Annotated in this window: 20 protein-coding genes and 1 tRNA gene; 13 read left to right on the forward strand and 8 right to left on the reverse strand. The window is 70.3% G+C overall.

Features of this window, described 5'->3' with window-relative positions; translation table 11 throughout:
• Nucleotides 1-11 precede the first annotated feature (11 nt).
• The 6 genes from INT49_RS11310 (at nt 12) to nrfD (ending at nt 8,274) form a co-directional block, all read left to right on the forward strand.
• The gene (locus INT49_RS11310) at nt 12-641 is read left to right on the forward strand and encodes an ATP-dependent Clp protease proteolytic subunit (protein ID WP_193117885.1); all 630 of its coding nucleotides are present in this window, start codon (nt 12-14) and stop codon (nt 639-641) included.
• 264 nt (nt 642-905) lie between these two features.
• Nucleotides 906-2,249 carry an ATP-dependent Clp protease ATP-binding subunit ClpX gene (gene clpX, locus INT49_RS11315; RefSeq protein WP_193117839.1) on the forward strand — a complete coding sequence of 448 codons (1,344 nt, stop codon included), beginning with the start codon at nt 906-908 and terminating at the stop codon, nt 2,247-2,249.
• The gene (locus INT49_RS11320) at nt 2,249-2,686 is read left to right on the forward strand and encodes a chorismate mutase (RefSeq protein ID WP_193117840.1); all 438 of its coding nucleotides are present in this window, start codon (nt 2,249-2,251) and stop codon (nt 2,684-2,686) included. Before clpX ends, INT49_RS11320 begins: the two co-directional genes overlap by 1 nt.
• A gap of 184 nt (nt 2,687-2,870) precedes the next feature.
• Nucleotides 2,871-6,167 (forward strand): formate dehydrogenase-N subunit alpha, encoded by a 3,297-nt coding sequence (gene fdnG, locus INT49_RS11330; RefSeq protein ID WP_226850301.1) that lies wholly within the window; start codon nt 2,871-2,873, stop codon nt 6,165-6,167.
• On the forward strand, nt 6,164-7,159 hold the full coding sequence (locus tag INT49_RS11335) for a 4Fe-4S dicluster domain-containing protein (RefSeq protein WP_193117843.1): 996 nt from the start codon (nt 6,164-6,166) through the stop codon (nt 7,157-7,159). Before fdnG ends, INT49_RS11335 begins: the two co-directional genes overlap by 4 nt.
• Complete coding sequence (gene nrfD / locus INT49_RS11340) at nt 7,156-8,274, forward strand: NrfD/PsrC family molybdoenzyme membrane anchor subunit (RefSeq protein ID WP_193117844.1); 1,119 nt, start codon at nt 7,156-7,158, stop codon at nt 8,272-8,274. Before INT49_RS11335 ends, nrfD begins: the two co-directional genes overlap by 4 nt.
• A 27-nt stretch (nt 8,275-8,301) precedes the next feature.
• Here nrfD and selD read toward each other — a convergent pair whose 3' ends face one another.
• A complete protein-coding gene (gene selD / locus INT49_RS11345) occupies nt 8,302-9,315 on the reverse strand; it encodes a selenide, water dikinase SelD (protein WP_193117845.1) in 1,014 nt (337 codons plus the stop codon).
• A 115-nt stretch (nt 9,316-9,430) separates the two neighbouring features.
• Between selD and INT49_RS11350 the strand changes: the two genes are divergently transcribed.
• The 3 genes from INT49_RS11350 (at nt 9,431) to selB (ending at nt 12,693) form a co-directional block, all read left to right on the forward strand.
• A tRNA-Sec gene (locus tag INT49_RS11350) sits at nt 9,431-9,525 on the forward strand.
• Between the two features lie 49 nt (nt 9,526-9,574).
• Nucleotides 9,575-10,906: an L-seryl-tRNA(Sec) selenium transferase gene (gene selA, locus INT49_RS11355; protein ID WP_193117846.1), complete on the forward strand. Its 1,332-nt coding sequence runs from the start codon at nt 9,575-9,577 to the stop codon at nt 10,904-10,906.
• Nucleotides 10,903-12,693, forward strand: coding sequence for a selenocysteine-specific translation elongation factor (gene selB, locus INT49_RS11360; protein WP_193117847.1), 1,791 nt, complete (start codon nt 10,903-10,905; stop codon nt 12,691-12,693). Before selA ends, selB begins: the two co-directional genes overlap by 4 nt.
• A 4-nt stretch (nt 12,694-12,697) precedes the next feature.
• On the opposite strand, the gene valS is transcribed toward selB, so the two are convergent.
• Nucleotides 12,698-15,370 (reverse strand): valine--tRNA ligase, encoded by a 2,673-nt coding sequence (gene valS / locus INT49_RS11365; protein WP_193117848.1) that lies wholly within the window; start codon nt 15,368-15,370, stop codon nt 12,698-12,700.
• Between the two features lie 98 nt (nt 15,371-15,468).
• Here valS and INT49_RS11370 point away from each other — a divergent pair, with 98 nt between their 5' ends.
• Complete coding sequence (locus INT49_RS11370) at nt 15,469-16,290, forward strand: metallophosphoesterase family protein (RefSeq protein ID WP_193117849.1); 822 nt, start codon at nt 15,469-15,471, stop codon at nt 16,288-16,290.
• A 53-nt stretch (nt 16,291-16,343) separates the two neighbouring features.
• Here the strand turns inward: INT49_RS11370 and INT49_RS11375 are convergent, their stop codons facing one another.
• The 5 genes from INT49_RS11375 to INT49_RS11400 form a co-directional block, all read right to left on the reverse strand.
• Nucleotides 16,344-17,429 carry a lipoate--protein ligase family protein gene (locus INT49_RS11375; protein WP_226850303.1) on the reverse strand — a complete coding sequence of 362 codons (1,086 nt, stop codon included), beginning with the start codon at nt 17,427-17,429 and terminating at the stop codon, nt 16,344-16,346.
• A gap of 33 nt (nt 17,430-17,462) precedes the next feature.
• A complete protein-coding gene (locus INT49_RS11380) occupies nt 17,463-18,497 on the reverse strand; it encodes an ABC transporter ATP-binding protein (protein ID WP_193117851.1) in 1,035 nt (344 codons plus the stop codon).
• Nucleotides 18,494-19,378 carry an ABC transporter permease gene (locus INT49_RS11385; RefSeq protein ID WP_319021592.1) on the reverse strand — a complete coding sequence of 295 codons (885 nt, stop codon included), beginning with the start codon at nt 19,376-19,378 and terminating at the stop codon, nt 18,494-18,496. The genes INT49_RS11380 and INT49_RS11385 overlap by 4 nt, the downstream gene beginning before the upstream one ends.
• The gene (locus INT49_RS11395; RefSeq protein WP_193117852.1) at nt 19,371-20,165 is read right to left on the reverse strand and encodes an ABC transporter permease; all 795 of its coding nucleotides are present in this window, start codon (nt 20,163-20,165) and stop codon (nt 19,371-19,373) included. Before INT49_RS11395 ends, INT49_RS11385 begins: the two co-directional genes overlap by 8 nt.
• Nucleotides 20,166-20,239: 74 nt before the next feature.
• Entirely contained in the window at nt 20,240-21,913 is a 1,674-nt protein-coding gene (locus tag INT49_RS11400) for a DUF222 domain-containing protein (protein ID WP_319021593.1), read from the reverse strand.
• A 388-nt stretch (nt 21,914-22,301) separates the two neighbouring features.
• Here INT49_RS11400 and INT49_RS11405 point away from each other — a divergent pair, with 388 nt between their 5' ends.
• Entirely contained in the window at nt 22,302-23,630 is a 1,329-nt protein-coding gene (locus tag INT49_RS11405; RefSeq protein ID WP_193117853.1) for a dicarboxylate/amino acid:cation symporter, read from the forward strand.
• A gap of 12 nt (nt 23,631-23,642) precedes the next feature.
• Here the strand turns inward: INT49_RS11405 and INT49_RS11410 are convergent, their stop codons facing one another.
• Nucleotides 23,643-24,422: a patatin-like phospholipase family protein gene (locus INT49_RS11410; protein WP_193117854.1), complete on the reverse strand. Its 780-nt coding sequence runs from the start codon at nt 24,420-24,422 to the stop codon at nt 23,643-23,645.
• 120 nt (nt 24,423-24,542) lie between these two features.
• Here INT49_RS11410 and INT49_RS11415 point away from each other — a divergent pair, with 120 nt between their 5' ends.
• Entirely contained in the window at nt 24,543-24,977 is a 435-nt protein-coding gene (locus INT49_RS11415) for an ArsR/SmtB family transcription factor (protein WP_193117855.1), read from the forward strand.
• Nucleotides 24,974-25,885: a cation diffusion facilitator family transporter gene (locus tag INT49_RS11420; RefSeq protein ID WP_193117856.1), complete on the forward strand. Its 912-nt coding sequence runs from the start codon at nt 24,974-24,976 to the stop codon at nt 25,883-25,885. Before INT49_RS11415 ends, INT49_RS11420 begins: the two co-directional genes overlap by 4 nt.

Genomic DNA, 25,885 nt, shown 5'->3' on the forward strand with positions numbered 1-25,885 from the left:
AGGCCGGCGGCATGCCGACCTCTCGCTACGTGCTCCCGCAGTACGAGGAGCGCACCGCCTATGGCATGAAGCGCCAGGACCCGTACACGAAGCTGTTCGAGGACCGCATCATCTTCCTGGGCGTCCAGGTCGATGACGCCTCGGCCGACGACGTCATGGCCCAGCTGCTGGTCCTGGAGTCCCAGGATCCGGACCGCGACATCACGCTGTACATCAACAGCCCCGGCGGCTCGTTCACCGCGCTGACCGCCATCTACGACACGATGCAGTACATCAAGCCCGAGGTCACCACGGTGTGCCTCGGCCAGGCGGCCTCGGCCGCCGCCGTGCTGCTCGCGGCGGGTGCCCCGGGCAAGCGGCTAGCGCTCCCGAACGCCCGCATCCTGATCCACCAGCCGGCCATGGGCGGCGAGGGCGGCGGCGGTCAGGCCTCCGACCTGGAGATCCAGGCCAACGAGATCATGCGCATGCGTGATTGGCTCGAGCAGACCCTCGCAGACCACTCCGGCCGCTCCAAGGAGCAGGTCAGCCGGGACATCGAGCGCGACAAGATCCTCACCGCGAAGGATGCCCTCGAGTACGGGCTCGTCGACCAGGTCCTGGAGACCCGGAAGGTTCCCCGCGCCGCGGTCACCTCGTGATCCCCGCCGTGGCCGGGCGGCAGTCACCGCCGCCCGGCCACGGAACCTCCTGATCGTCCGTCGGCCTCCCGAGCGCGTCTGCGCGAGTCGTGGGGCCGGTCGTCGTCACCGGCTCCACGGCGGCGGCGCGCACGGCCCGCCTCCCGCGCCGCGTCGGCTCCTCGGGGTACCGTGGACTGGTCTGCACAGCGCGGGCCGCGACCAGCGGAACCGCATGAATGCACTGATGACTGCACAGATGGTGGCCGACGGAAGGACACGGACATGGCACGCACGAGCGACGGGGCCGACGTGTTCAAATGCTCGTTCTGCGGGAAGTCGCAGAAGCAGGTCGAGAGACTGATCTCCGGCCCGGGGGTGTACATCTGTGAAGAGTGCATCGAGCTGTGCAACGAGATCATCGCGGAGGAGATCCAGGCCGCGCAGCCCAGCTCCGAGGAGCAGGCGCCCCTGCCCACCCCGCAGGAGATCTTCACCTTCCTCCAGGACTACGTCGTGGGCCAGGACCCTGCCAAGAGGGCCCTAGCGGTCGCGGTGTACAACCACTACAAGCGGGTGCGGGCGCAGGACACCGAAGAGGCACCGTCCAGCGCCAAGAGCGCGGCCGCGGCACTGGCCGAGGAAGCCGTGGGCGAGCGCGACGACGCCATCGAGGTCGCCAAGTCCAACGTGATGCTCGTGGGCCCCACGGGCTGCGGCAAGACCTACCTCGCGCAGACCCTCGCCCGGATGCTCGACGTGCCCTTCGCGATGGCCGACGCCACCGCGCTCACCGAGGCCGGATATGTCGGCGAGGACGTCGAGAACATCCTGCTCAAGCTCCTCCAGGCCGCGGATTACGACGTCAAGAAGGCCGAGCGCGGGATCATCTACATCGATGAGATCGACAAGATCGGCCGGAAGTCGGAGAACGCGTCGATCACCCGCGATGTCTCCGGCGAGGGCGTGCAGCAGGCGCTGCTGAAGATCCTCGAGGGGACCGTCGCCGCCGTGCCCCCGCAGGGTGGGCGCAAGCACCCGCACCAGGAGTTCATCCAGATCGACACCACGAACGTGCTGTTCATCGTGGCCGGTGCCTTCGCCGGGATCGAGGACATCATCGGTTCACGGATCGGCAGGCGCGGCATCGGCTTCGGCGCCGAGCTGCACACTCCCCTCGAGCAGGAGGCCATCTACGCGAAGCTAGTGCCCGAGGATCTGCTCAAGTTCGGGCTGATCCCCGAATTCATCGGGCGTCTGCCGGTGATCACGAGCGTGTCGAACCTCGATCGCGAGGCCCTGATCCAGATCCTCACCGAACCGCGCAACGCGCTGGTCAAGCAGTTCCAGAAGATGTTCGCCCTGGACGGCGTGGAGCTGGACTTCGAGCGCAGCGCCCTGGAAGCCGTCGCCGACCGCGCGATCGAGCGCGGCACCGGTGCCCGTGGCCTGCGCGCCATCCTCGAGGACTCCCTCCAGGAGGTCATGTTCGAGGTGCCCTCACGCGCCGACGTCGCGAAGGTGGTCATCACCGAAGGTGTGATCACGCAGCGCCGCGCCCCGCTCATGGTCACCGGCAAGGACAGCGACCATGCAGCCCCACAGGAACGACAAGACAGGTCCGCCTGATGACCCAGCCCCTCGGGACCGGCGACGGCCCGTCCTCGACCACCGCTGCCCCGACCGATCCGGCCTCGACCGATCCGGCCTCGAGCGATGCGGCCTCGAGCGATGCGGCCTCGACCGTTGCTGCCCAGGACGAGGTTGCGCGTGCTCGCGAGCTGCTCGTCGAGGAGCGGCGCAGCATTGACAACATCGATGCCGCCCTCGTGCACCTGCTCGCGGAGCGCTTCTCCCACACCCAGCGCGTAGGAGTCCTCAAGGCGACGCACGGGCTGCCGCCCGCAGATCCCTCGCGGGAGCGTGCACAGATCGACCGGCTGCGCTCCCTCGCGCACGACGCGGGCCTGGACCCCGTCTTCGCCGAGGCCTTCCTGCGCTTCATCGTCACCGAGGTGATCCGCCACCACGAGCGGATCCGCGACGAGGGCACCGCCGAGCGGTGAGCCCGGGCGGGGACCCTGCAGGCCTGTAGGCAGTGACCCTGCGGGGCCGTGAGGCGGTGGCCCTCAGGCCTGAGGGCACGTCCCGTCGTCGTGGTCGTTCGTGCAGGTGAGCGCCTGATGCCGAGGTGCCCGACGGACCCCGATGGAACGTTCGCCGCGAGCTGAACGCTGGTAGGATGCACCCATGGCTCGCCCACTGTTCCTCGACTGGCCGGTCCTCCGGCAGCTGCGCGGTGCGGACCCGACAGGGCGCGGCACCGCGGTGATGTCGCCGACGACCCGCAGCATCTCGCCGCGCACCGCGGACGCGGACGGGCTCGCCCACAGCGTCTGCCCGTACTGCGCCGTCGGCTGCGCCCAGCGTGTCTTCCATCAGGACGGCAGGGTCACCCAGATCGAGGGCGACCCGGATTCGCCGGTCTCCCGGGGCCGCCTGTGTCCCAAGGGTGCGGCCAGCGAGCAGCTCGTGAACTCCCCGCTGCGACAGACCTCCGTCCTCTACCGGCGCCCCCACGGCACGGACTGGGAGGAGCTCGAGCTCGACACCGCGCTGGACATGATTGCCGACCGATTCATCGAGGCGCGGCGCGCGCACTGGCAGGACACCGATGAGCACGGACGCCCGCTGCGACGTGCCATGGGCATCGCGAGCCTCGGCGGGGCCACGATCGACAACGAGGAGAACTATCTCCTCAAGAAGTTCTTCACCGCCGCCGGGGCGATCCAGATGGAGAACCAGGCCCGTATATGACACTCCGCCACGGTTCCCAGTCTGGGAGCCTCGTTCGGACGTGGCGGTGCCACCCAATCCCTCCAGGACATGGCGAATGCTGATTGCATCGTCATCGAGGGCTCGAACATGGCCGAAGCGCACCCGGTGGGATTCCAGTGGGTGATGGAGGCCAAGAAGCGCGGCGCACGGGTGATCCATGTGGACCCGCGGTTCACGCGCACCTCGGCGAACGCGGACAAGCACATCCCGCTGCGCTCGGGCACCGATGTGGTGCTGCTCGGCGGCGTGATCCGCTACGTGCTCGAGAACGAGCTGTGGTTCGACGAGTACCTCAAGCTCTTCACCAACGCCTCGACCCTCGTGAGCGAGGAGTACGGGGATCCCGAGGACCTCGAGGGTCTCTTCTCCGGGTACGACGAGGAGACGGCCACCTACGACAACAGCACGTGGGCGTACGCCGGGGATCCCGAGCGCCTCGCCCAGGGTCTCCCGGAGCGCGACGAGACGCTGCGCGATCCCCGCACGGTGTTCCAGATCCTCAAGCGGCACTATGCGCGGTACACCCCGGAGATGGTGCGGGACACCTGCGGCATCTCCGAAGCGGACTTCGAGTACCTCGCCCGCTCGATCACCGAGAACTCCGGCCGTGATCGCACCACCTGCTTCGCGTACGCCCTGGGCTGGACCCAGCACGTCGGCGGCGCGCAGATGATCCGCACCGCGGGCGTGCTCCAGCTGCTGCTGGGCAACGTGGGGCGGCCGGGCAGCGGCATCATGGCGCTGCGCGGGCACGCCACGATCCAGGGGTCCACAGATATCCCGACGCTCTACCACATCCTTCCCGGCTACCTGCCGATGCCGAAGGCGGGCGAGGACGACTTCGGGGAGTATGTGCGCCAGATCGGCAAGAAGGAGCAGAAGGGCTTCTGGGCGAATGCGGACGTATATGCCGTGAACCTGCTCAAGGCCTGGTGGGGAGATGCGGCGACGGCGGAGAACGACTTCGCCTTCGACTACCTCCCTCGCCTCACCGGTGCCCACGGCACCTACCAGACCGTGATGCGGATGCTCGAGGACGGCGTCGACGGCTACTTCCTGTTCGGCCAGAACCCCGCCGTCGGTTCGGCCAACGGACGCATGCAGCGACTGGCCATGTCCCACCTGAAGTGGATGGTCGTGCGGGACTTCTACATGATTGAATCCGCGACATGGTGGAAGGACGGCCCGGAGATCGAGACCGGGGAGCTGCGCGCCGAGGACATCGCCACCGAGATGTTCTACCTGCCGGCGGCGAACCACACCGAGAAGGCCGGATCCTTCACCCAGACCCAGCGCATGGTCCAGTGGCGCGACAAGGCCGTGGAGCCTCCGGGAGATGCCCAGAGCGACCTGCAGTTCGCCTTCGATCTGGGCAACCGGGTGCGGGAGAAGCTCAAGAACTCGACCGATCCGCGTGACCGACCGATCCTCGACCTCACCTGGGACTACCCGGTCGACGAGCACGGGGAGCCGGACGCCGAGTCCGTGCTCGCCGAGATCAACGGCCGTCACCTCACCGGTGAGAAGGCCGGCCAGCCGCTCTCGGGCTTCGCCGAGATGAAGGCCGACGGCTCGACCATCGGCGGCTGCTGGATCTACTCGGGCGTCTACGCGGATGGCGTGAACCAGGCCCGTCGGCGCACTCCCGGCCAGCAGCAGGACGAGACCGCCGCCGAGTGGGGCTGGGCCTGGCCCGCCAACCGGCGCATCCTGTACAACAGGGCGTCGGCCGATGGGGAAGGCAAGCCCTGGAGCGAGCGCAAGAAGCTCGTGTGGTGGGACGAGGAGATGGGGCGTTGGACCGGCGACGACGTTCCGGACTTCCCGGTCACCAAGCGACCCGACGACCCCGGGGACCCGTCCAAGGGCGGGGCCGGTGCGCTGTCCGGAACCGACGCGTTCATCATGCAGGCCGACGGGCGCGGCTGGCTGTTCGCCCCCAGCGGTCTGGTCGACGGCCCGCTGCCCACCCACTACGAGGCGCCGGAGTCCACCGTGCCCAATCCGCTGTACGCGGTGCAGAACAACCCCACCCGGGTCACCTTCCAGGACCGCAACAACATGCAGTCTCCGGGAGCGCACTCGGCCAAGGGCGAGACCTACCCGTATGTGTTCACGACCTATCGCATCACCGAGCACCACACGGCAGGCGGCATGAGCCGTTTCCTGCCGTACCTCTCCGAGCTCCAGCCGGAGATGTATGTGGAGGTCTCCCCGCAGCTCGCCGGGGAGGTCGGTCTCGAGCCGTACGGCTGGGCCACGGTCATCTCGGCACGCTCCGCCATCGAGGCGAAGGTGCTGGTGACCGAGCGCATGACGCCGCTGACGATCGGGGACCGCACGGTCCACCAGATCGGGATGCCCTTCCACTTCGGCCGCGGCAGCGCCGCGATCGTCGAGGGCGACGGGGCGAACGACCTGATCGGCATGATGCTCGACGCCAACACCCAGATCCAGAACAGCAAGAACAACGACTGCGCGATCATCCCCGGTCGTCGCCCGCGCGGCCCGAAGCTGCTGACGCTCGTGGACGAGTATCGTCGACGGGCCGGGCTGATCCCCGAGGACGAGGCCCAGGTCGACGGGGCGCTCGGCGCCCCCGGACCCGGGCCCGGCCACGAGCTCTCGCCGCACACCATGCGCGGCCCGGAGGAGGCCACCGCCGTGCCCACCGGGGAACCGTCGATGAAGGAGATGAGGAACCGATGAGCCTGCTCGCCGGACCAGCCGGACCCGCCGCCGCCTCCGGGTGGGGCGGGGACCAGCAACGGGTCGGATTCTTCACCGACACCTCGATCTGCATCGGCTGCAAGGCCTGCGAGGTCGCCTGCAAGGAGTGGAACCGGAATCCGGTCGACGGCGATCTGGAGATCCTCGGCTCCAGCTACGACAACACGGGGGCGCTCGGCGCGAACACGTGGCGGCACGTCGCCTTCGTCGAGCAGGGCAGGGAGAGGATCGAGGCTGCCCAGGAGTCCGGGCGCAAGCTCGTCGGCCTCGGCATGCCCACCGTCGGCCCGCGACCGCCCCGCGGTCAGACGCCCGACGGGGACCTCAGCGGGACAGACCGCACCCCGCCGAACACCCAGGAGTTCCGTTGGCTGATGTCCTCGGACGTCTGCAAGCACTGCACCAACGCGGGCTGCCTGGACGTCTGCCCCACGGGCGCCATCTTCCGCTCCGAGTTCGGCTCTGTCGTGGTCCAGAGCGACGTCTGCAACGGCTGCGGCACCTGCGTGGCGGCCTGCCCCTTCGGGGTCATCGAACGACGCGACGACGGCACCGTCTCCGCGAAGGTCGAGCGTGACGAGGACGTGCCCCATGCCGGCACCGCCAACAAGTGCACCCTCTGCTACGACCGTCTCGTGGTGGGGGAGCAGCCCGCCTGCTCCGCGACCTGCCCCACGCAGTCCATCCGCTTCGGGGAGCACGACGAGCTCGTCGACAGCGCTGAGGACCGGGTGCGGGCGCTCCACGAGCAGGGCATGACCGAGGCCCGTCTGTACGGCGCCAACCCCAAGGACGGCGTGGGCGGCACCGGCTCGGTGTTCCTGCTGCTGGACGAGCCCGAGGTCTACGGCCTCCCGCCGGATCCGCAGGTGCCCACCAAGGAGCTGCCGCAGATGTACGCCCGGGTCGGGATCGCCGCCGCCGGCATGCTCGCCGCGACGGCCCTCGCCTTCCTGGGAGGTCGCCGATGAGCATCACCCCGCTGGATGCCGACCGTCCTCCCGAGGGGCCGCGGCGTCGACGTCGGCCCGGCGCGGGCCGCACCGGCAGGCGTCGCCGCTCGATCGACCGGCTCGGCAGCACCGACGGCGGCCGCGAGCAGGCGGTCGTCGAGGACATCACGATCGACCCGTACGACTCCTACTACGGCCGTCCCGTCGTGAAGGCGCCGCCGTGGCGGGCACCGATCGCGGTGTACCTCTTCCTCGGCGGACTCGCGGGCGGCTCCGGGATCCTGGCCACGGGGGCCCGGCTCACCGGCCGCCCGGTGCTGCGCCGCACCGCGCGCCTGACAGCCCTGGGCGCCCTGGGCGTGGGCACCGTCGCGCTGATCGAGGACCTCGGCCGTCCCGAGCGGTTCCTGAACATGATGCGCACGCTGAAGATCAGCTCGCCCATGAGCGTGGGCACGTGGATCCTCGGGAGCTTCGGTGCGGTCTCCGGCGTGGTCGGGGCGATCGAGGTGGACCGGATGACGGGGGAGCGGATACCCCTGGGGCCGCTGCGCCCTCTCGTGCACGGCGCCGAGACCCCGGCCGCTCTCGCGCAGGCCGCTCTCGGCCCGCTCCTGGCCTCGTACACCGGTGCACTGCTCGGGGACACCGCGGTGCCCACCTGGGCCGCCGGCCGCAAGCATCTCTCGGCCCTGTTCGTCAGCTCGGCGACGCTCGCCACCGGCGGCGCCGCGATGCTCACCGCGCCGGTGTCCGAGACCCGGCCGGCGCGTCTGCTCGCGGTCGCCGGGGTCGCCGGGGACGTCGCCTCCCTGCACGCGATGAAGGCGTCGATGCATCCTCTGGAGGCGGAGCCCCTCGAGACCGGCCGCCCCGGGACGATGCTGCGCTGGGCGGAGCGGCTCGCCGTCGCCGGAGCCGTCGGGACCGTCCTGGGCGGGCGCCACCGTGCCGTGGCGGCGGTGAGCGGCGCCGCGCTGCTGGCCGCCTCGGCCCTGACCCGCTTCGGGGTGCTCGAGGCCGGCCTGGAATCCGTGAAGGACCCGCGGCGCGTGATCGAGCCGCAGAAGGCGCGGCTGGCCGCCCGACGGGACGCCGGTATCACCGATGACTCGATCACGACCGTCGGCTGATCCGCACCTGCTCCTGGACCGGAGCGCTCAGCGCACCTCGATGCCGGAGCCCGCGACGGTCTCCCCGATGATCGGGTAGCCGGGGACCTCGCCGATCACCAGCAGCCCGCCCGAGGTCTGGGCGTCGGCCAGCAGCAGCAGGTCGTCCTCGGTGATCCCTGCGCCGGCGCGCACGTCCTGGCGCACCCAGTCGAGGTTGCGGCGCGTGCCGCCGGAGACGAAGCCGTCGCGCAGCGCGTCGGCCGCCCCGTCGATCAGCGGCACGGCGGCACGGTCGATGATCGCGCCGACGCCGGAGGCACGGCCCATCTTGAACAGGTGGCCCAGCAGGCCGAAGCCGGTCACGTCGGTCGCGGCCCGGGCCCCGGCGGCCAGCGCGGCCCTCGCGGCATCGCGGTTCAGGGCGGACATGGTCGCGATCGCCGCAGCGGAGACCTCACCGGTGGACTTCATCCGGTTGTTCAGCAGCCCCACGCCGAGCGGCTTCGTGAGCGTGATCGGCAGCCCGGCCGTCGCGGCGTCGTTGCGCAGCAGGCGGTCGGGATCCGCGGTGCCGGTGACGGCCATGCCGTACTTCGGCTCCGGATCGTCCACCGAATGACCGCCGATGACGGGCACCCCCGCCTCCTTCGCGATGGCGAGACCACCCGCGAGGACCTCGCGCAGCACCTCATAGGGGAGCACCCCGCGCGGCCAGCCCACCAGGTTGATCGCCACCACGGGGTCCCCGCCCATGGCGTAGATGTCCGACAGGGCGTTCGCGGCGGCGATGCGGCCCCAGTCGAAGGGATCATCGACCACCGGGGTGAAGAAGTCGGCGGTGGAGAGCACGGCGGTGCCGTCGGCGATCCGCACCGCAGCGGCGTCGTCCCCATCCTCGAGCCCCACGATCACGGAGTCGTACTGCTGGCCCGAGAGGGCGGAGACGACCTCCTCGAGCTCGCCCGGAGGGATCTTCGAGGCGCAGCCCCCGCCGTGGGCCATGGTCGTCAGACGGATCGACGGTGCGGCCTGGACAGGGACGATCGGTGAGTCGCTCATGGCCAGAGCCTACCCATCTCGACATCACGGTCCCAGGTCGCTGCCGGGCCCTGTCACGCATCGGAGCGCCTGGTGAGGCCGGAGAACCGGGCGCGACGGTGATAGTTTGGCCCACGGAGGCGTCCGTGTCCTGGTGGGCGCCCTGGTCTTCAAAACCAGTGAGACCGAGCATCTCGGTCTGGCGGGTTCGATTCCCGTCCGCCTCCGCCACTTGAGCGTCGGCCCCGCGGGGTCGACGGCACGGCCCGAGGAGGTTCCTGTGTCCCAGTCCCCGGAGCGATCCGACCCCTCGGCCGACCCGCGCCGTCGCATCCCGCGCACCGATCACCTGCTCGCCCAACCGCAGGTCGGGCGGGCGAGCGACAGCCTGAGCGAGCGCGTGGTGCGGGACATCGTCCGCGCCGCGCAGGACCGGGCACGACGCGGGGAGATCCCGCCCGAGGAGGTGCTCGCCGAGGTCCTCTCCGCGGTCGGCGGCCGGTCCGCAGCCTCCCTGCGGCCGGTGCTCAACGCCACCGGGATCATCGTGCACACCAATCTCGGCCGGGCACCGCTGTCCGCAGCGGCGCGTGGCGCCGTCCAGGCCGCAGCCGGATACACCGACGTCGAGTTCGACCTGGGAACGGGAACCCGGGCGCGACGCGGCGCCGGCGCCCGCGCGGCCCTGCTCGCCGCCTGCCCGGAGGCGGAGGACGCCCTGGTGGTCAACAACGGCGCCGCGGCGCTCCTGCTCGCCACCACCGCGCTGGCCGGCACCGGCGAGGTGGTCATCAGCCGCGGCGAGCTCATCGAGATCGGGGCCGGCTTCCGGCTCCCGGACCTCATCGCCTCCACCGGCGCCCGCCTCCACGAGGTCGGCACCACCAACCGCACCCACCTGGCCGACTACACGGGGGCGCTGGGGGCGGAGACCGGCTGCGTTCTGCGCATCCACACCAGCAACTATCGCGTCATCGGATTCACCAGCGAGGTCGAGGTCGCCGAGCTGACCGGCCCGTGCCGCGAGGCGGGGGTCCCTCTCGTCGTGGATCTCGGCAGCGGGCTGCTCGCCCCGGAGCCGCTGCTGCCCGAGGAGCCCGACGTCGCCGCCGCGCTGCGTGACGGCGCCGATGTGGTCATCGCCAGCGGCGACAAGCTGCTCGGCGGGCCCCAGGCCGGGATCCTGCTGGGTCGGGCCGACGTCATCGCCCGCCTGGCCCGTCACCCGCTGGCCCGCGCCGTGCGCGCCGACAAGCTGGCCCTGGCCGCGCTCGAGGCGACGCTCACCGGTCCCGTCCCGCCCGTGCTGCGTGCGCTGCGCCAGGACCCGGAGGAGCTGCGTGAGCGCACCGATCGTCTCGCGGAGCGCGTGGGAGGTCGCACCGTGGCGCACGACGGGCGTGTCGGGGGCGGGGGAGGTGCCGAGGTGCCGCTGCCCGGATGGGCGGTCGCGCTCGAGAGCGATCTCGCGGCCCCGCTGCGCCAGGGCGATCCGGCGATCGTCTCCACCGTGCGCGACGGCGACTGCCTGCTGGATCTGCGGTGCATCCCTGCGAGCGAGGACGAGCACCTCGCCACCGCCATCGACTCAGCCCGGGGCCTTCGCCGATGAGGCAGGTGGTCGCGACGGCCGGCCATGTCGACCACGGCAAGTCCACCCTGGTGCGCGCCCTCACCGGCATCGAGCCGGACCGGCTGGCCGAGGAGCGCCGCCGCGGGCTGACCATCGACCTCGGCTTCGCGTGGACCACCCTGCCCTCAGGTCAGGAGGTCTCCTTCGTCGACGTCCCCGGTCATGAACGGTTCCTCGGCAACATGCTCGCGGGCCTCGGCCCGGCGCCGTTGGTGTGCTTCGTGGTCGCCGCGGACTCGGGATGGAGCGCGCAGTCCGGAGACCACCGCGATGCGCTCGCGGCCCTGGGCATCGACCAGGGACTCCTCGTCGTCAGCCGGAGCGACCTCGCACCCGACCGGGTCGGGTCGGTGATCGCCGAGGCCCGCCGTGAGCTCCGCGGCACCGGTCTCGCCGACGCTCCCGCGCTCGGCGTCTCCGCCGTCACAGGTGAGGGGATACCGGCACTGCGCGCGGCCCTCGACCACCTCGTCACGACCGCCCGGGACCCGTCCCCGCGCGAGCGGGTGCGTCTCTGGATCGACCGCTCCTTCAGCGTCACCGGCGCCGGGACCGTCGTGACCGGCACGCTCGGTGCCGGCACGGTCTCCCGCGAGGACCCCCTGGAGCTGTGCGGCCAGGAGCGCGGGGGAGAGGCCCTGGTGCGCGGCCTGCAGAGCCACGGCGGCCAGGTGCCGAGCATCGGACCGGTCACGCGCGCCGCCGTGAACCTCCGCGGCCTCGGCACCGGGGAGATCGGCCGTGGCGATGCCCTTCTCACGCCCGGTGCCTGGGAGACCACAACCACGGTCGACGTGCGCCGCCTGACCGGCGCCGAGCTCACCGACGCACCCTCCGAGCTGCAGGCCCATATCGGGACCGCCGCCGTCACGGCACGGATCAGGCCGTTCGGCCCCGACCATGCCCGCCTCACCCTCAGCCGGTCGCTGCCCCTGGGCGTCGGCGACCGCCTGGTGCTGCGGGGGAGCGGCGCGAGCTCCATCTGGGGCGGGGTGCAGGTGCTCGACGTCGACCCGCCGCTGCTGGAGCGCCGCGGCGACGGGGCACGCCGACGCACAGCGCTGACCGCCATGCCGCCTGCCGGTGACGTGGCCGTCGAGGTCGCGCGCCGTCGGGCCGTCCGCGCGGATCTGCTGGCACGCTTCGGGATCGCCCTGCCTGCGCAGCTTCCGCCGACGGTGCGGCGACGCGGCGACTGGCTCGTCGACACCGCCGCCGAGAGCGGGTGGACCGCGGCGCTGCGCGAGCTCGTCGAGGACGACCGGCGGGCGGACGCCCTGACGGCGGGCCTGCCGCGGAAGGCGGCGATCGACGCCCTCTCCCTGCCTGATCCCGCACTGCTGGACGCCGTGGTGGCCGCGGCCGCGCTGGAGCAGGTGGGTGGCCGGGTGCGCGATGCCGCGGCCGCCGCGGGGCTGGGGAACGCCGAACGGGCGGTCGCTCAGCTCGAGGAGAGGCTGCGGACCGCGCCATTCCGGGCCCCGGAGGCCGATGACCTCACGGCTCTCCGACTCCGTCCCCGCGAGCTGGCCGCCGCTGCCCGGCAGGGACGGCTGCTCCGGCTTCCGGACGACGTGATCCTGCTGCCGAGCGCCCCGGCGCTCGCGATGCGCGAGCTCGCCCAGCTGGCGCAGCCGTTCACCGCGAGCCAGGCTCGCCGGGCGCTCGACACGACACGGCGCATCGCCATCCCGCTGCTCGAGCATCTCGACGCCCGCGGCTGGACGCGCCGCCTCGACTCCGGGCACCGGGAGATCGTGCGCTGAGGCCTCAGCCCTTGTTCCGGGGTGCCTTCACGGGCGGTTCGCCCAGCTCGATGTCCTCGGTGATGATCTCGTCGGTCTCACCGGCGACCAGCTCGAGGGACTCGATCCGGCCGAGCGCGGTGAGGTCCGCCGCGGCGGCCTCGAGATGCGCGAGCACGGTCGGCGAGGCCACGATCCTCACGGAGAGGATCGGCGTCTTCTGAGAGACCTTCGCGTCGGACTTGATGCGGCGCACCGAGATCGCGGCCTGGGCCACGGACGCCACCAGCGAGGCGTCCTGCCCGGCGGCGGCCTCGAACAGCGGCTCGGCCACGGGCCAGGACTGGGTGTGCACGCTGCCGCCGCGCCACCACGACCAGACCTCCTCGGTCGCGAACACGACCACCGGGGCGAACAGACGCAGCTGCACCTCGAGCGCGATCGCGAGCGCGGCCCGGGCAGAAGCGGCTCCGGCCTCGCCGGAGGCCGAGTTGCCGTGGGCGCGCTCCTTGACCAGCTCGATGTAGTCATCGCAGAACGCCCAGAAGAAGGGCTCGGCGACCTCGAGGGCACGGGCGTAGTCCATGTCGTCGAAGGCCACGGTGGCCTGCTCGACGACCTTCCCGAGCTGGGCCAGCAGGGCGCGGTCCAGGGGATCGGTGACAACGGCCGGGTCCGCGGCCAGGCGGCCCGCGGGATCGGCGGGGGCGTCCCCGAAGCCGAGGGCGAACTTCGAGGCGTTGAGGATCTTGATCGCGAGGCGTCGGCCGATCTTCATCTGGCCCTCGTCGAAGGCGGTGTCCACGCCCTGACGCGCCCGGCCGGCCCAGTAGCGGACCCCGTCGGAGCCGTGCTGCTCGAGCAGGCCGATGGGGGTGACCACGTTGCCCTTGGACTTCGACATCTTCTTGCGGTCCGGATCCAGGATCCAGCCGTTGATCGAGGCGTGGGTCCACGGCAGCGAGTCCTGCTGCAGGTGGGAGCGCACGATCGTGGAGAACAGCCAGGTGCGGATGATGTCGTGGCCCTGGGGGCGCAGGTCCATCGGGTAGACCTTGGAGAAGAGCTCGGGATCCGAGTTCCAGCCGCCTGCGAGCTGCGGAGTCAGCGAGGAGGTGCCCCAGGTGTCGAGGATGTCGGGATCGGCGACGAAGCCTCCCGGCACGCCGCGCTGGGCCTCCTCGTAGCCGGCGGGCACGTCGATCGTGGGATCGATGGGCAGGGACTCCACCGGCGGGGTGAGCACGGTGTCGTAGTCGGTCTCGCCGTCGGCGCCCACCGCGTACCAGATCGGGAAGGGCACGCCGAAGAAGCGCTGGCGGGAGATCAGCCAGTCACCGGCCAGGCCCTCGACCCAGTTGCGGTAGCGGGACTCCATGTAGGCGGGGTGCCAGGTGAGCTCCTTGCCGCGGGCGATGAGGTCGTCGCGCAGGCCGCCCTCGGACTGGTCCCGGCCGCCGTTGGTGAGGTACCACTGGCGGGAGGTCACGTATTCCAGCGGCTTGTCGCCGTTCTCGTAGAACTTCACCGGGTGGGAGATCTTCTCGATCTCGCTGGTGAGGTCCCCGGACTCGGTCGCCATCTCCACCACGCGCTTCTGCGCGCTGAACACGGTCAGACCGGCCAGCTCGGAGTAGAGGGCCTGGCCCTCGGGCGTGGAGATCCACGGCGCCTCGGGCAGGAAGCGGCCGTCGCGGCCGATCACGGAGCGGGTGGGAAGCTCGAGCTCGCGCCACCAGGTGACGTCGTTCGCATCACCGAAGGTGCAGATCATCGCGATGCCGGCGCCCTTGTCGGGCTGGGCGAGGGAGTGCGCGAGCACGGGCACCTCGACCCCGAACAGGGGAGAGGTGACGGTGCTGCCGAACAGGTCCTGGTAGCGCTCGTCGTCCGGGTGCGCCACGAGGGCCACGCACGCGGGGAGCAGCTCAGGGCGGGTGGTCGCGATGACGACCGTCGAGCCGGAGCCGTCGGTCCTCGTGAACCCGAGGCGGTGATAGGCGCCGTCGCGGTCGCGGTCCTCCTGCTCGGCCTGCGCCACCGCGGTGCGGTAGGTGACGTCCCACATGGTGGGGGCCTCGGACTGGTAGGCCTGGTCGGCCTCGAGGTTCTCGAGGAAGGCGCGCTGCGAGGTGGCCCGCGAGTGGGCGTTGATGGTCTGGTAGCTGTGGTTCCAGTCCACCGAGAGGCCGAGGGTGCGGAAGACCTCCTCGAAGGACTTCTCGTCGATCTCGGTGAGGCGCTCGCACAGCTCGATGAAGTTGCGGCGCGAGACGGGCAGCTGGTTCGCGGCCTTGGACGACTTGTTGTCGCCGCCCTCCTGCGGGGGCGTGAAGTCGGCGTCATAGGGCAGCGAGGGGTCGCAGCGCACGCCGAAGTAGTTCTGCACCCGGCGCTCGGTGGGCAGTCCGTTGTCGTCCCAGCCCAGCGGGTAGAACACGTTCTTGCCGCGCATGCGCTGGTAGCGCACGATCATGTCCGCCTGCGAATAGCCGAACACGTGGCCCACGTGCAACGAGCCGGAGGCCGTCGGCGGCGGGGTGTCGACGCTGAAGACCTGGTCGCGAGTGGTGCCGGGGTCGAACGCGTAGAGCTGCTGCTCGCTCCATACGCCGTCCCACTTGTCCTCGAGTCCCTCGAGCGAGGGGCGATCGGGGATGGAGGTGCCGGTGTCGGGGCGCGATGCAGTATCGGTCATGGGGCCATTGTTCCAGGTCTGCGCACCAGTGCAACGCAGGCGTCGGCAGTGTGAGCGCCCTCGCGTACCCGCGCCCGGTGCGCACGTACGGTGGGGGCATGGCTCTGGAACGGATCGCGCTGGTCTCCGACGTGCATGGCAACCTCACCGCCTACGAGGCGGTGCTCGCCGATATCGCCGCGCGCGGCATCACCCGGGTGATCAACCTCGGCGACGTGGTGGGCAAGGGGCCTCGTGGTTCCGCCTGCACGGCGCTGACCCGGGAGCGCTGCGAGGCGACGGTGCGGGGCAACTGGGAGGTGTTCATCGTCGGCGACGGAGAGATCCGCGGCGAGGCGCACGCCTGGTGGCGCGCGGAGCTGACCGAGGAGGACAAGCAGTGGCTGTTCGCCGTCCCCGGCAGCGTGGACCTGGAGCTCTCCGGCCGACGGGTGCGCCTGCTGCATGCCTCCCCGATCGACGAGTTCACCCGTGTGCACCGCGATCACAGCGAGGAGCAGTTCGCGATGATGTTCGAGCCCACGCCGTTCACCGGGGATGTTCCCCGGGCCGACGTCGTGGTCTACGGGGACATCCACGAGCCCTACCTGCGGTCCGGGACCGACGGGCTGCTCGTGAACGCCGGGAGCGTCGGCAATCAGCTCGATGATTCGATGCCGTCCTATGTGATCCTCGAGGGTTCTGTCGGTGCTGACGGCGCTGCAGGCGCTGTCGCGGGCGGCGGATCAGCGACCGATGGGCCGCGGGGCGGCGCCGCGGCCCCGTTCGGGGTGCAGTTCGTGCGGGTGCCCTATGACGTCGAGGCCGAGATCGCCGCGACCCGCGACCTGGACATGCCCCCGGCCGAGACCGAGGCGTATGCCGTCGAGCTGCGGACCGGCGTCTATCGCGGCCGCCACGAGGAGCTCGGGCTGGTCTGAGCGTCGAGAGTCCTTCCTGAGTCCTGCGTGGAACCTTCGCGGGTGTTCGCGCCTCACGGCACGCGCGCGGTCCACTCCTCGGTCCCGAACTTCGTCTCGACCAGAGTGCGGGCCGTCGCGAGCTCGTCGTCGGTGTAGTCGGAGTCGACGGTGTCGTAGCGCGCGCGGAAGAAGTCCAGGAACCCGTCGATGATCTGCTCCCGGGCCAGTCCCGTCTGGGAGCGCATCGGATCCACGCGCTTGTTCGCGCTGCGGGTGCCCTTGTCCGAGAGCTTCTCCTTGCCCACGCGCAGCACCTCGCTCATCTTGTCGGCGTCGATGTCGTAGCTCATGGTCACGTGGTGCAGCAGCACCCCGCCGGCGAAGCGGCGCTGGGCGGCGCCGCCGATCTTGCCCTGCTCCGAGGCGATGTCGTTCAGCGGCACATAGCGCGCCTTGATCCCGATCTCGGCGAGCGCGCCCATCACCCAGTCGTCGAGATAGGCATAGGCCTGCTCGAAGCTGAGGCCCTCCACGAGCGATGTCGGCACCACGAGCGAGTAGGTGATGCAGTTGCCCTGCTCCATGAACATCGCGCCGCCGCCGGTGATGCGCCGCACCACCCCGATGCCGTGCTTCGCCGCGCCCTCGGCGTCGATCTCGTTGCGCAGCGACTGGTAGGAGCCGATCACCACGAGCGGGGTGTCCCAGTCCCAGATCCGGAAATGGGGGTTGCGCCGCCCAGCGATCACCTCGTTCGGCAGCACCTCGTCCAGGGCCACATGCATGACCGGGGGGAGCACGACCGGTCCGACGACGTCGAAGGTGAGATCCTCCCAGCTGGTGGCGTGGCCCAGAGCCCGGCGCGTCGCGATCGCGACGGCGTCGGCGTCGAAGCCGATCATCTGCACGGGATCCGGTCGCGCCTCCAGCCGTGCCGTGATCGATGCGGCCAGCTCCTTCGCGGTGGAGGAAGTCGGCATCCCGATCAGGGCGGCGTTGAGGTCCTCGAGCGCGTCGTCCGGTTCGAGGAAGAAGTCCCCGAAGACATGGGCGGTCTCGATCAGATCGTCCTGCTCCGTCACGTCGATGGAGACCAGCTTGCCTCCGCGGACCTTGTACTGCCCCTGCTTCACCGTGCTGTCGCTGCGCTCATCCATGCCCTCATCATCTCGCATCTGACGGCAGGAGGCTCAGGCGAGCCCGCTGCGCCCGTAGATCTCCCGCACCAGGTCCTCGATGGCGGGTTCGGTCAGGGACAGGTCGCGCACCTCGACCTGCGCACCGATGGCCGAGAGCAGGGCGGGCACGGTGAGCTCCGCGCCGGAGAAGCGGATCCGGTGACGGATCCCGTCGGCCTCGACCGCAGCGGTCTCCGCGGAACCGGGCAGGGAGAGAGCTGCGGCGGGCTCGGCGAGGTCGACGACCAGCTCGCGCGGCGCGCCGAGATGCGCCCGGAAGGAGTCCAGCGGCCCGTCGTAGGCGACGGTGCCGGAGTTCACGACCACGATCCGATCGCACAGGCGCTCCACGTCGTTCATGTCGTGCGTGGTGAGGAACAGCGTGGTGCCGCGCTCGGCGCGATCCTCGCGCAGGAAGCGCCGCAGCCCCTCCTTCGAGACCATGTCCAGACCGATCGTCGGCTCATCGAGCACCACCAGCTGTGGGGAGTGCAGCAGCGCGGCGGCGACCTCGCCGCGCATGCGCTGCCCCAGCGACAGCTGGCGCACCGGCCTGCCCAGGAAGGCGCCCAGATCGAGACCGTCCACGAGCCGCTCCAGCCGGGCATCGCGCTGCCGGTCGGTGAGGCGGTGCATCGCCCCGAGGATCGTGTAGCTGTCGCGCAGCGGGAGGTCCCACCACAGCTGGGAGCGCTGCCCGAAGACGACGCCGATCTCGCGGGCCAGCTGCTTGCGCTCGGCGACCGGCTCGCGGCCGAGGACCCGCAGCGAACCGCCCGTCGGCGTGAGGATCCCGGTCATCATCTTGATCGTGGTGGACTTCCCCGCCCCGTTCGCGCCGACGAAGCCGACCGCTTCACCGGGACGGATGCTGAGGCTGATGTCGTCGACCGCACGCACCACCTGGCGACGGCGTCGGCGCGAGCCCGGCACGGGGGCCCGCACCACGTAGTCACGGCGCAGCCCGGAGAGCTCGAGGGCGGGCTCGAGAGGCTCGGAAGGCTCGGGAGCGTGCTGGTCGGGAGTGATCTGCTGGGGCGTGTTCATCCGCCGGCTCCTGTGTATCTGCGGACCCCGGAGCGCCAGAGCAGCCCGGCCACGATCCAGACGAGGACGGCGGCAGGGAGTCCCAACCAGCCGGCCCACGAGGGGATCAGGGCGGGGCCGGGAAGGTCCAGCAGCACCAGGGTGGGGGCGTAGGCGATCAGCGTCGCCGGGATGACGAAGGTGAAGAAGGCCCGCATGGGCAGGGCGAACACCGCGCCAGGGGTGGTGGCGACGTAGTTGCCGCCATAGGTGAAGGCATTGGCGAACTCCCGGCCGTCCACGAGCCAGAACTGGAGGGCGCCGGCCATCGTGAACAGCGCTCCGAACAGGACCGCGCCGGCGAGCGGTGCCAGCACCGCCAGCATCAGGAGCATCGGGGTGGGCTGGAACCCGGCGATCCCGAGCGCCGTCACATACATCGCCAGCCCCACCACGATGCGGCCGATGCGTCGCAGCGACAGGTCCAGGCTGGAGATCTGCAGGAGCAGGGGGACAGGGCGGATCAGCAGGGTCTCGAGCCTGCCGGACTTGATGTACGAGGAGAGTCCGTCGATCTCTCCGAAGAGCATGTCCCCGATCCCGAAGGCGAGGGCTCCCAGGCCGTAGACCACGGCGACCTGCGGCAGGGTCATCCCGCCCAGCGTGCTGACCTGGGAGAGGATCACCCACAGCTCGAGGAACTCGGTGCCGACGATGAGCACCTGGCCCAGAGAGTCGGAGACGAAGCTCGTGCGGAACGAGGCCTGCGAACGGATCCGCGAGGCGTACAGCGTCCAGACCATGCGGGCGGTGGAGACGGGACGGTCCGACGGGTCCGACCGGCGCGACGGGGTCGACGGGTCCGAGGGGGCCGACGAGCGAGGACGGGAGTTCTCAGCCACCCTGCACCTCCATGCTGCGCACGCCGAGACGGAGCATCAGGTGTGCGGCGACGGCGAGAACCAGCACCCATCCTGCCTGCACCCCGAGGAGGGGGAGCGCCTCGAGAGGCGTGATCCGGCCGGACAGGGTATCGATCGGGGTCTGGATCATCGAGGGGAACGGCGTGGCCCGGGCGATGCCCAGCAGCCAGTCGGGGAACCAGAGGATCGGGATGAGGAATCCCGAGAGCAGGTTCATCACCGCGGTGTACACGACGGTCAGACCGCGGGTCTCGATCAACCAGAAGGCCGCGAGGTTCACCATCATGTCGGCGAGGAAGGCGAGCGTGATGGCCGCCAGCAGGGAGAACGCACCCAGCAGGTAGGAGAGCGGATCCTCCGGCAGGGCGAGGCCCGTCACGAGCGCGCCGATCACCAGCGGCGGGATGCCCCGGCCCAGCAGCAGGAAGGCCGAACGACCGAGCTTCTGCGCGTAGTAGAGGCCGAGGAACGAGGCGGGTCGCAGCAGATCCACGGCGACCTCGCCCTGGTGGACGCGCTGGGAGACCTCGCGGGTCCCGAAGGCTTCGATGGGGGCCAGCAGTGCCTGCCCGAGCCACACGTACGTCGCGGCCTGCGCGATCGTGTAGCCGCTGAGCTCGCCACCCGCTGTCGTGATCGCGGCGAACAGGATCGAGGCGCGGATGAAGCCGAAGATCGTGTTGGTGAAGACCCCGGCGGCGGTCGCCATCCGATAGGTCGAGTACTGGCGGAAGGATGCCGAGGCGATCGACCAGTACGTAGGCACTCGCGCGAGCCTAGTGTCAGATGGTCTGGGTCACAAGAGGTGGAGTGGGAGCAGTTCAGCGCGATGCGGGGCGCTCAGAAGGGCGGGTCTCCGTACTCCTCGAACTCCAGTGGCGGAGGGGCCTCGTCATCCAGGAACGGATCCTCGGGCCCACCCTCGCGCAGGAACCGGTCGGCGAATCCTGTTCGCTCGAGGGCATCCAGTTCGAGGGTCCATTGGTAGCGGTCCCACGAGTCGACGAGTGCTCTCGCCACGATCGGCGAGATCAGGTCCCGCCGTGGGGAGACGCTGATCCGTACGCGCGGAGATGTGCCGATCGACCACGTCGTGGAGCCGTCGGATGTGCGCTCCGGGTCGATCCGCCGACGGGTCTTGTCGTCGTGATGTCCCCAGTGCAGCCGGTGGAGGTTCGCGATGCTGGTCGGCCCGCCCCGCTCGGGATGCACATGGTCGAATTCCTCGATGTGGTCGTTCTCGGCGTCGCTGCTGGTCGATCTGGTGCAGCTCGGGACCGCGCAGACAGGGTCCCGTAGTCGCAGATGTTCGACCATCTCCGCGGTGGGCCGGTACCGATCGGCCGGGAGAGGCAGGAACTCGCCGCTGGTCGGATCGGTGAGCACGCGATGCCAGATGGGCTCGGCGGCCGCAAGGCTGCGTGCCATGTCGGCGGGGAGGGGGACGACTCCGTCGTAGGTGGCAGGTGCATCGGACAGGCCCATCAGGGTCAGGACCGGAACGACCACGTTGATCCGGTGCGCGGGACGCGGGACCTCCACGCCGTCGGTGCCGAGAGCGGTGCGGGTGATGATCGCGTAGCGCAGCTCCGCCAGGCTCATCGCGGATCCGTCACGCGCGACCGCCCCGTCGAGATCGAACGGGATCGGTGCCCCGCCCTCCGGGGTCCGTCCGGGGTCGTGCTCCACGGCGTGACGCTGCTGCGCCTGGATTGCCCGGGCCGCCGCGTCGAGACGCTGGGCGATCGCGTGGATCTCCGGCACCGGGCCGGTGATGCGCAGCGTGGCGGTGCCGTCGTCACAGGGAGATCTCTCCAGGACGACGTCGCGCAGGTCCTCGGCACGGGTCCGGGCACCCTCTGCGTCGTACCACGACCGCAGCAGTCGTAATTCGTCGCTGAAGCGATCGGCGGGAATGGACGCGATATCCCACGAGGCCACGATCTCGTCGAATTCGGCCCGCTGGGTCACCGTGAGATCTCGTGCGCCTCGAAGGACTTTGTCGAACCATTCCGAGGGCATATCCCCGTGGGCGAGAAGGGCGAATGTCTCCGGAAGGAGATCGACAGCGAGATGGGCATCGTTCAGCAGGCGGGTCGCCCGGGATGTCGTGGTGCGCAGTGCGATCGCGACGGCGAGATCCGCTTCGGCGCGATCGTCGGCCTGGTCGGGGTCGTCGCGATCGACCCAGAACACCGCGGCCTGGGAGAGCAGGGTGGCGCGGGCTCGTGAAGTGGCGCGCTGCATCTCCAGCAGGCGGCCAGCCGCTGCCGCATCGGGGGAGCCTGCCTCGAGCTTCCCCCGTGCGGCCAGCGAGTCATGAGTCAGCGGGACCCGCGCCTGAACCTGCCGACGAGGCGCTCGCCGAGAGGGGTCCGACATGCGCGGCGAGTTGCACGTGCTCGTGGTGCTCGTGGTGCTCGTGGTGCCCGTGGTGCTCGTAGTGCTCGGCTGCGCGGGCTCGCGCGCTTCCGTGGCGAGGGGGAGCGGTACTCCTGGAGCGTCGAGAGCCACCGCATCTCCTTCCTCGTCGAATGCTATGAAACGCGCCGGAATGCCAGATTGGCAGACCTGGAAGGATGCCACAATGCATCGAACATGCGTTCCTGCGTGTCGTCCATCATAGAATGCTTGTTCGAGTTCGGCAAGGGTGTTCGGGGTATTCCAGGATATTTGTGGATAACTTCGAGTGGGGAGGAGAGGTGATGGTCTCCTTGGGGTGCTGGCCCCGCCCCAGCCCAGCCCCGACGCCGCCCCAGCCCAGCCCCGACGCCGCCCCAGCCCAGCCCCGACGCCGCCCCGTTCCGACGCTGGGGCGGCCGACGCGGGATGCCGTCGCAGGCCGAGCCCGCGCACGTCTACGCTGTCCCGGTCCCCACCCCAGACATGAACCGGAAGTCCCATGGATAACGTCGTCCCCTCCTCGGACGGTGAGCAGCCCACCCCCGCTGCTTCCGCCGCCCCCGCGGTCACCACCGCTGCTTCTCCCGCGTCTCCGGAGGCTCCGCCCGGACGTACGGCCCGCCGTCGTCGATTCGGTCTGCTGCCCCGCATCCTGCTCGCCATCGTGCTGGGCATCGTGCTGGGACTGGTGATGCCCGAGGCGATCGCCCGCGTCTTCACCACCTTCAACGGTGTGTTCTCGGGCTTCCTCGGCTTCCTGATCCCCTTGATCATCGTGGGGCTGGTGACGCCGGCGATCGGCGAGCTCGGCCACGGCGCCGGGAAGATGCTGGCGGCGACCGCCGGGTTCGCCTATCTCTCCACGGTGCTGTGCGGCCTGTTCGCGCTGGCGCTGTCGATGCTCCTGCTGCCGCGCATGCTGAGCGGGGCGAGCATCGACTCGCTCGACAATCCGGAGGACTCGGCGATCGCGGCGTACTTCGAGATCGAGATCCCGCCGGTGTTCGACGTGATGACCGCGCTGATCCTCTCGTTCTGCCTGGGCATCGGCCTGACCCTGGTGAAGCGGGGAGCGCTCCAGGAATCCTTCGAGCAGCTGCGCACCATCATCGTGCGCATCATCGAGGCGATCATCATCCCGCTGCTGCCGCTCTACATCTTCGGCATGTTCCTGGGCCTGACCATGAACGGCCAGATCTGGACCGTGATCGGCACCTTCCTCACCGTGATCCTGCTGGTGTTCGCCATGACCGTGGTGGTGCTCCTGGCGCAGTACGGCGTGGCCGGTTGGGCGATGGGCCGAAATCCGCTGAGGATGCTGTGGACCATGCTCCCGGCCTACATGACGGCACTGGGCACGAGCTCGTCCGCCGCGACCATCCCGGTGACCGCCGAGTGCGCCAAGCGCAACGGGATCCCGGATGCGATCGCCGACTTCGTGGTTCCGCTGTGCGCCACGATCCACCTCTCCGGATCGACGCTGAAGATCACCACCTTCGCCGTCGCGATCATGATCGTCACCGGCATGCCGCTGCATGTGGGCGCCCTGGTCGGGTTCGTGCTCATGCTCGGCGTGGTGATGATCGCCGCCCCGGGTGTCCCGGGCGGCGCGATCATGGCCGCCGCCGGGGTGCTCGCCTCGCTGCTCGGCTTCAGCGAAGCGGCCGTCGGCCTCATGATCGCGGCCTACATCGCGATCGACTCGTTCGGCACGGCCACCAACGTCACGGGTGACGGCGCGATCGCCGCCATCATGACGAAGCTGTCCAAGGGTCGGGTCGCCGGCGACCTCCAGGTCGCCGGGCACCCGCAGGTCCAGGGGGTCTGAGGCTCTCGGCTCTCAGAGCCCCTCGCGGTCGAGGGCTGCGGCGGCGACGCGGCGCCCCGCGTCGATCACGTCTCCGCTGCGATGGAAGGCCATGTTGTTCGTGATGTTCGCGGGCAGGTCGATGTGGACGCCCTCGGGCCTGTTGGCGATCGCCGCCCGTTCAACGCTGTGCAGCAGGATGTCGAAGGTGGTGGTCAGGATCCCGGGCATGAAGCGAGGAGGGCGTCGTCCCAGCCGCGCCGCCTCCTCCGGAGCTCCCAGAGCGCTCACGCTGAGCAGGAGATCCGCCGCAGGGTCCCGCTCTGTCGGGATCGGCAGCGGCGTGGTCAGGCTGCCGTCGACCAGTACCCTGCGCCGGGAACGAACCGGCGCGAACAGCCCGGGGATCGCGATCGACGCGTGCACCGCGGCGGCGAGGGGCCCCTCGGTCAGCACCACCTCCTCCCATCCCGTGAGGTCGACGGTGGTCGCGGAGAAGGGGAGCGGCAGCTCCTCGATGCGTCGGTCTCCGTACAGCACGCGCAGGAGTCGACGTACGCGACGTCCCGCCACGACGCCGCTGCCGTCGAACGCCGCATCGAGATGCCACAGGGCCCGCCGCAGTCCGGTCGAGCGGGCGATCTCCTCGAACCGGTCCAGGGTCCCGCACGCGTAGGCGCCCCCGACGAGGGCCCCCATCGACGTCCCGTGGAGCCTCACGACCTCATGGCCGCGCGCCTCGAGCTCACGGAGCACCCCCACGTGGGCGATCCCCCTCGCCGCACCGGAACCCAGGACAAGTTCGATCTTCATCGCCCCATTATGTCGATCCATCGATCCGTCGATCCATCGATCCGTCGAGCGCTCCGACCGTCCGCCGGTCGAGCGGGGGACCCCCGGACCGGTCGTGGCGATCTATGCAACACTGAACATATGAACAGTTCTTCAAGCGTCCAGGTCGACGGCTCCACGGCGATCAGCGCAGCCGCCCGCCTCGCCGAGCATCTCGAGGAGGTGCGGGGCAGGATCCCGGGAGAATCCGCGATGGTCGACCTCGCAGACGTCTTCTCCTTGCTCGGCGACCCCTCGAGGCTGGGACTGCTCATGGCGCTGCTCGAGGAGGAGCTGTGTGTGAGCGACCTGGCGCAGATCACCGAGCACTCCGAATCCTCGGTCTCCCACGCGCTCAAGCTGCTGCGCGCGCATCGGATCGTCGCCGTGCGTCGTGAGGGCAGGCGGGCGTTCTATCGGCTGGATGATCCGCATGTGCGCCTTCTGCTGGAGCTCGCGATCTCCCACGCGGCGCACAGCGACATGCGCCATCCGGAACGCGAGTCGGGGGAGCAGCGGGATGGAGGGTCGTCATGACGCACTCCCACGGATCTCCGGCGGCCACCGGGCACGCGGGCGCGGCCCACCGCTGGCGGCTCGCGGTCGCGGTGGCTCTCATCGGGGTCTTCTTCGTCGTCGAGCTGATCGCCGGGCTGCTGTCGGGGTCCCTCGCCCTGATCTCGGACGCCGGCCATATGGCGGCCGACGTCGTGACCCTCGCCGCGGCGCTCGGCGCCACGATCCTCGCGGCCCGACCCGACCTCAGCGGACGCCGCACCTTCGGCAACTACCGCCTGGAGGTCTTCGCCTCGCTGCTCGCCGTGCTGATCATGCTCGGCGTCGCAGTTTTCGTGGTGATCGGCGGGATCGGCCGCATCGGGCGCGAGGTCGAGATCGACACCGGTCCCATGCTCGTCGTCGGCGTACTCGGCCTCCTCGTGAACCTGATCGTGCTGCGGATGCTCCAGGGGGGCGCCGCGGAGAGCCTCAACGTCAAGGGCGCCTACCTCGAGGTGCTCGCGGACACCGTCGGGTCCGTCGGCGTGATCGTCGCGGCGATCCTCATCCGATTCACCGGGGCGAGCTGGATCGACACGGTGGTCGCGCTTGCTGTGGGGGCCTTCATCGCCGTGCGGGCCGTGCTGCTGGCGAAGGAGGTGCTGAGCGTCCTCGGCCAGGCGGCCCCCGCCGGCATCGACCCCGGCGTGGTGCAGAGCGAGCTCGAGGCGATCGACGGAGTCGCCGATGTCCATGACCTGCACCTGTGGACCCTCACCTCTGGGATGGAGGTCGCGACCGTGCACCTCGTGGTCGACCCGGGCGTCGATCCGCATCCCGTGCTCGACGCCGCCCAGGAGCTGCTCGAATCCCGGCACGGCATCGCCCACGCCACGGTGCAGACGGAGCCGACGGATCATCACGGCTGCCTCGAGATCGGCTGGTGA

The organism is Brachybacterium tyrofermentans, from assembly GCF_014897585.1.
Lineage (GTDB): Bacteria > Actinomycetota > Actinomycetes > Actinomycetales > Dermabacteraceae > Brachybacterium > Brachybacterium tyrofermentans.

What these genes read in the sequence shown, in the direction of transcription:
- INT49_RS11310 (WP_193117885.1), top strand. Translation starts at nt 12, where the DNA reads ATGCCGACCTCTCGCTACGTGCTCCCGCAGTACGAGGAGCGCACCGCC.
- clpX (WP_193117839.1), top strand. Translation starts at nt 906, where the DNA reads ATGGCACGCACGAGCGACGGGGCCGACGTGTTCAAATGCTCGTTCTGC.
- INT49_RS11320 (WP_193117840.1), top strand. Translation starts at nt 2,249, where the DNA reads ATGACCCAGCCCCTCGGGACCGGCGACGGCCCGTCCTCGACCACCGCT.
- INT49_RS11335 (WP_193117843.1), top strand. Translation starts at nt 6,164, where the DNA reads ATGAGCCTGCTCGCCGGACCAGCCGGACCCGCCGCCGCCTCCGGGTGG.
- nrfD (WP_193117844.1), top strand. Translation starts at nt 7,156, where the DNA reads ATGAGCATCACCCCGCTGGATGCCGACCGTCCTCCCGAGGGGCCGCGG.
- selD (WP_193117845.1), bottom strand. Translation starts at nt 9,315, where the DNA reads ATGAGCGACTCACCGATCGTCCCTGTCCAGGCCGCACCGTCGATCCGT.
- selB (WP_193117847.1), top strand. Translation starts at nt 10,903, where the DNA reads ATGAGGCAGGTGGTCGCGACGGCCGGCCATGTCGACCACGGCAAGTCC.
- valS (WP_193117848.1), bottom strand. Translation starts at nt 15,370, where the DNA reads ATGACCGATACTGCATCGCGCCCCGACACCGGCACCTCCATCCCCGAT.
- INT49_RS11370 (WP_193117849.1), top strand. Translation starts at nt 15,469, where the DNA reads ATGGCTCTGGAACGGATCGCGCTGGTCTCCGACGTGCATGGCAACCTC.
- INT49_RS11375 (WP_226850303.1), bottom strand. Translation starts at nt 17,429, where the DNA reads ATGGATGAGCGCAGCGACAGCACGGTGAAGCAGGGGCAGTACAAGGTC.
- INT49_RS11380 (WP_193117851.1), bottom strand. Translation starts at nt 18,497, where the DNA reads ATGAACACGCCCCAGCAGATCACTCCCGACCAGCACGCTCCCGAGCCT.
- INT49_RS11405 (WP_193117853.1), top strand. Translation starts at nt 22,302, where the DNA reads ATGGATAACGTCGTCCCCTCCTCGGACGGTGAGCAGCCCACCCCCGCT.
- INT49_RS11410 (WP_193117854.1), bottom strand. Translation starts at nt 24,422, where the DNA reads ATGAAGATCGAACTTGTCCTGGGTTCCGGTGCGGCGAGGGGGATCGCC.
- INT49_RS11415 (WP_193117855.1), top strand. Translation starts at nt 24,543, where the DNA reads ATGAACAGTTCTTCAAGCGTCCAGGTCGACGGCTCCACGGCGATCAGC.
- INT49_RS11420 (WP_193117856.1), top strand. Translation starts at nt 24,974, where the DNA reads ATGACGCACTCCCACGGATCTCCGGCGGCCACCGGGCACGCGGGCGCG.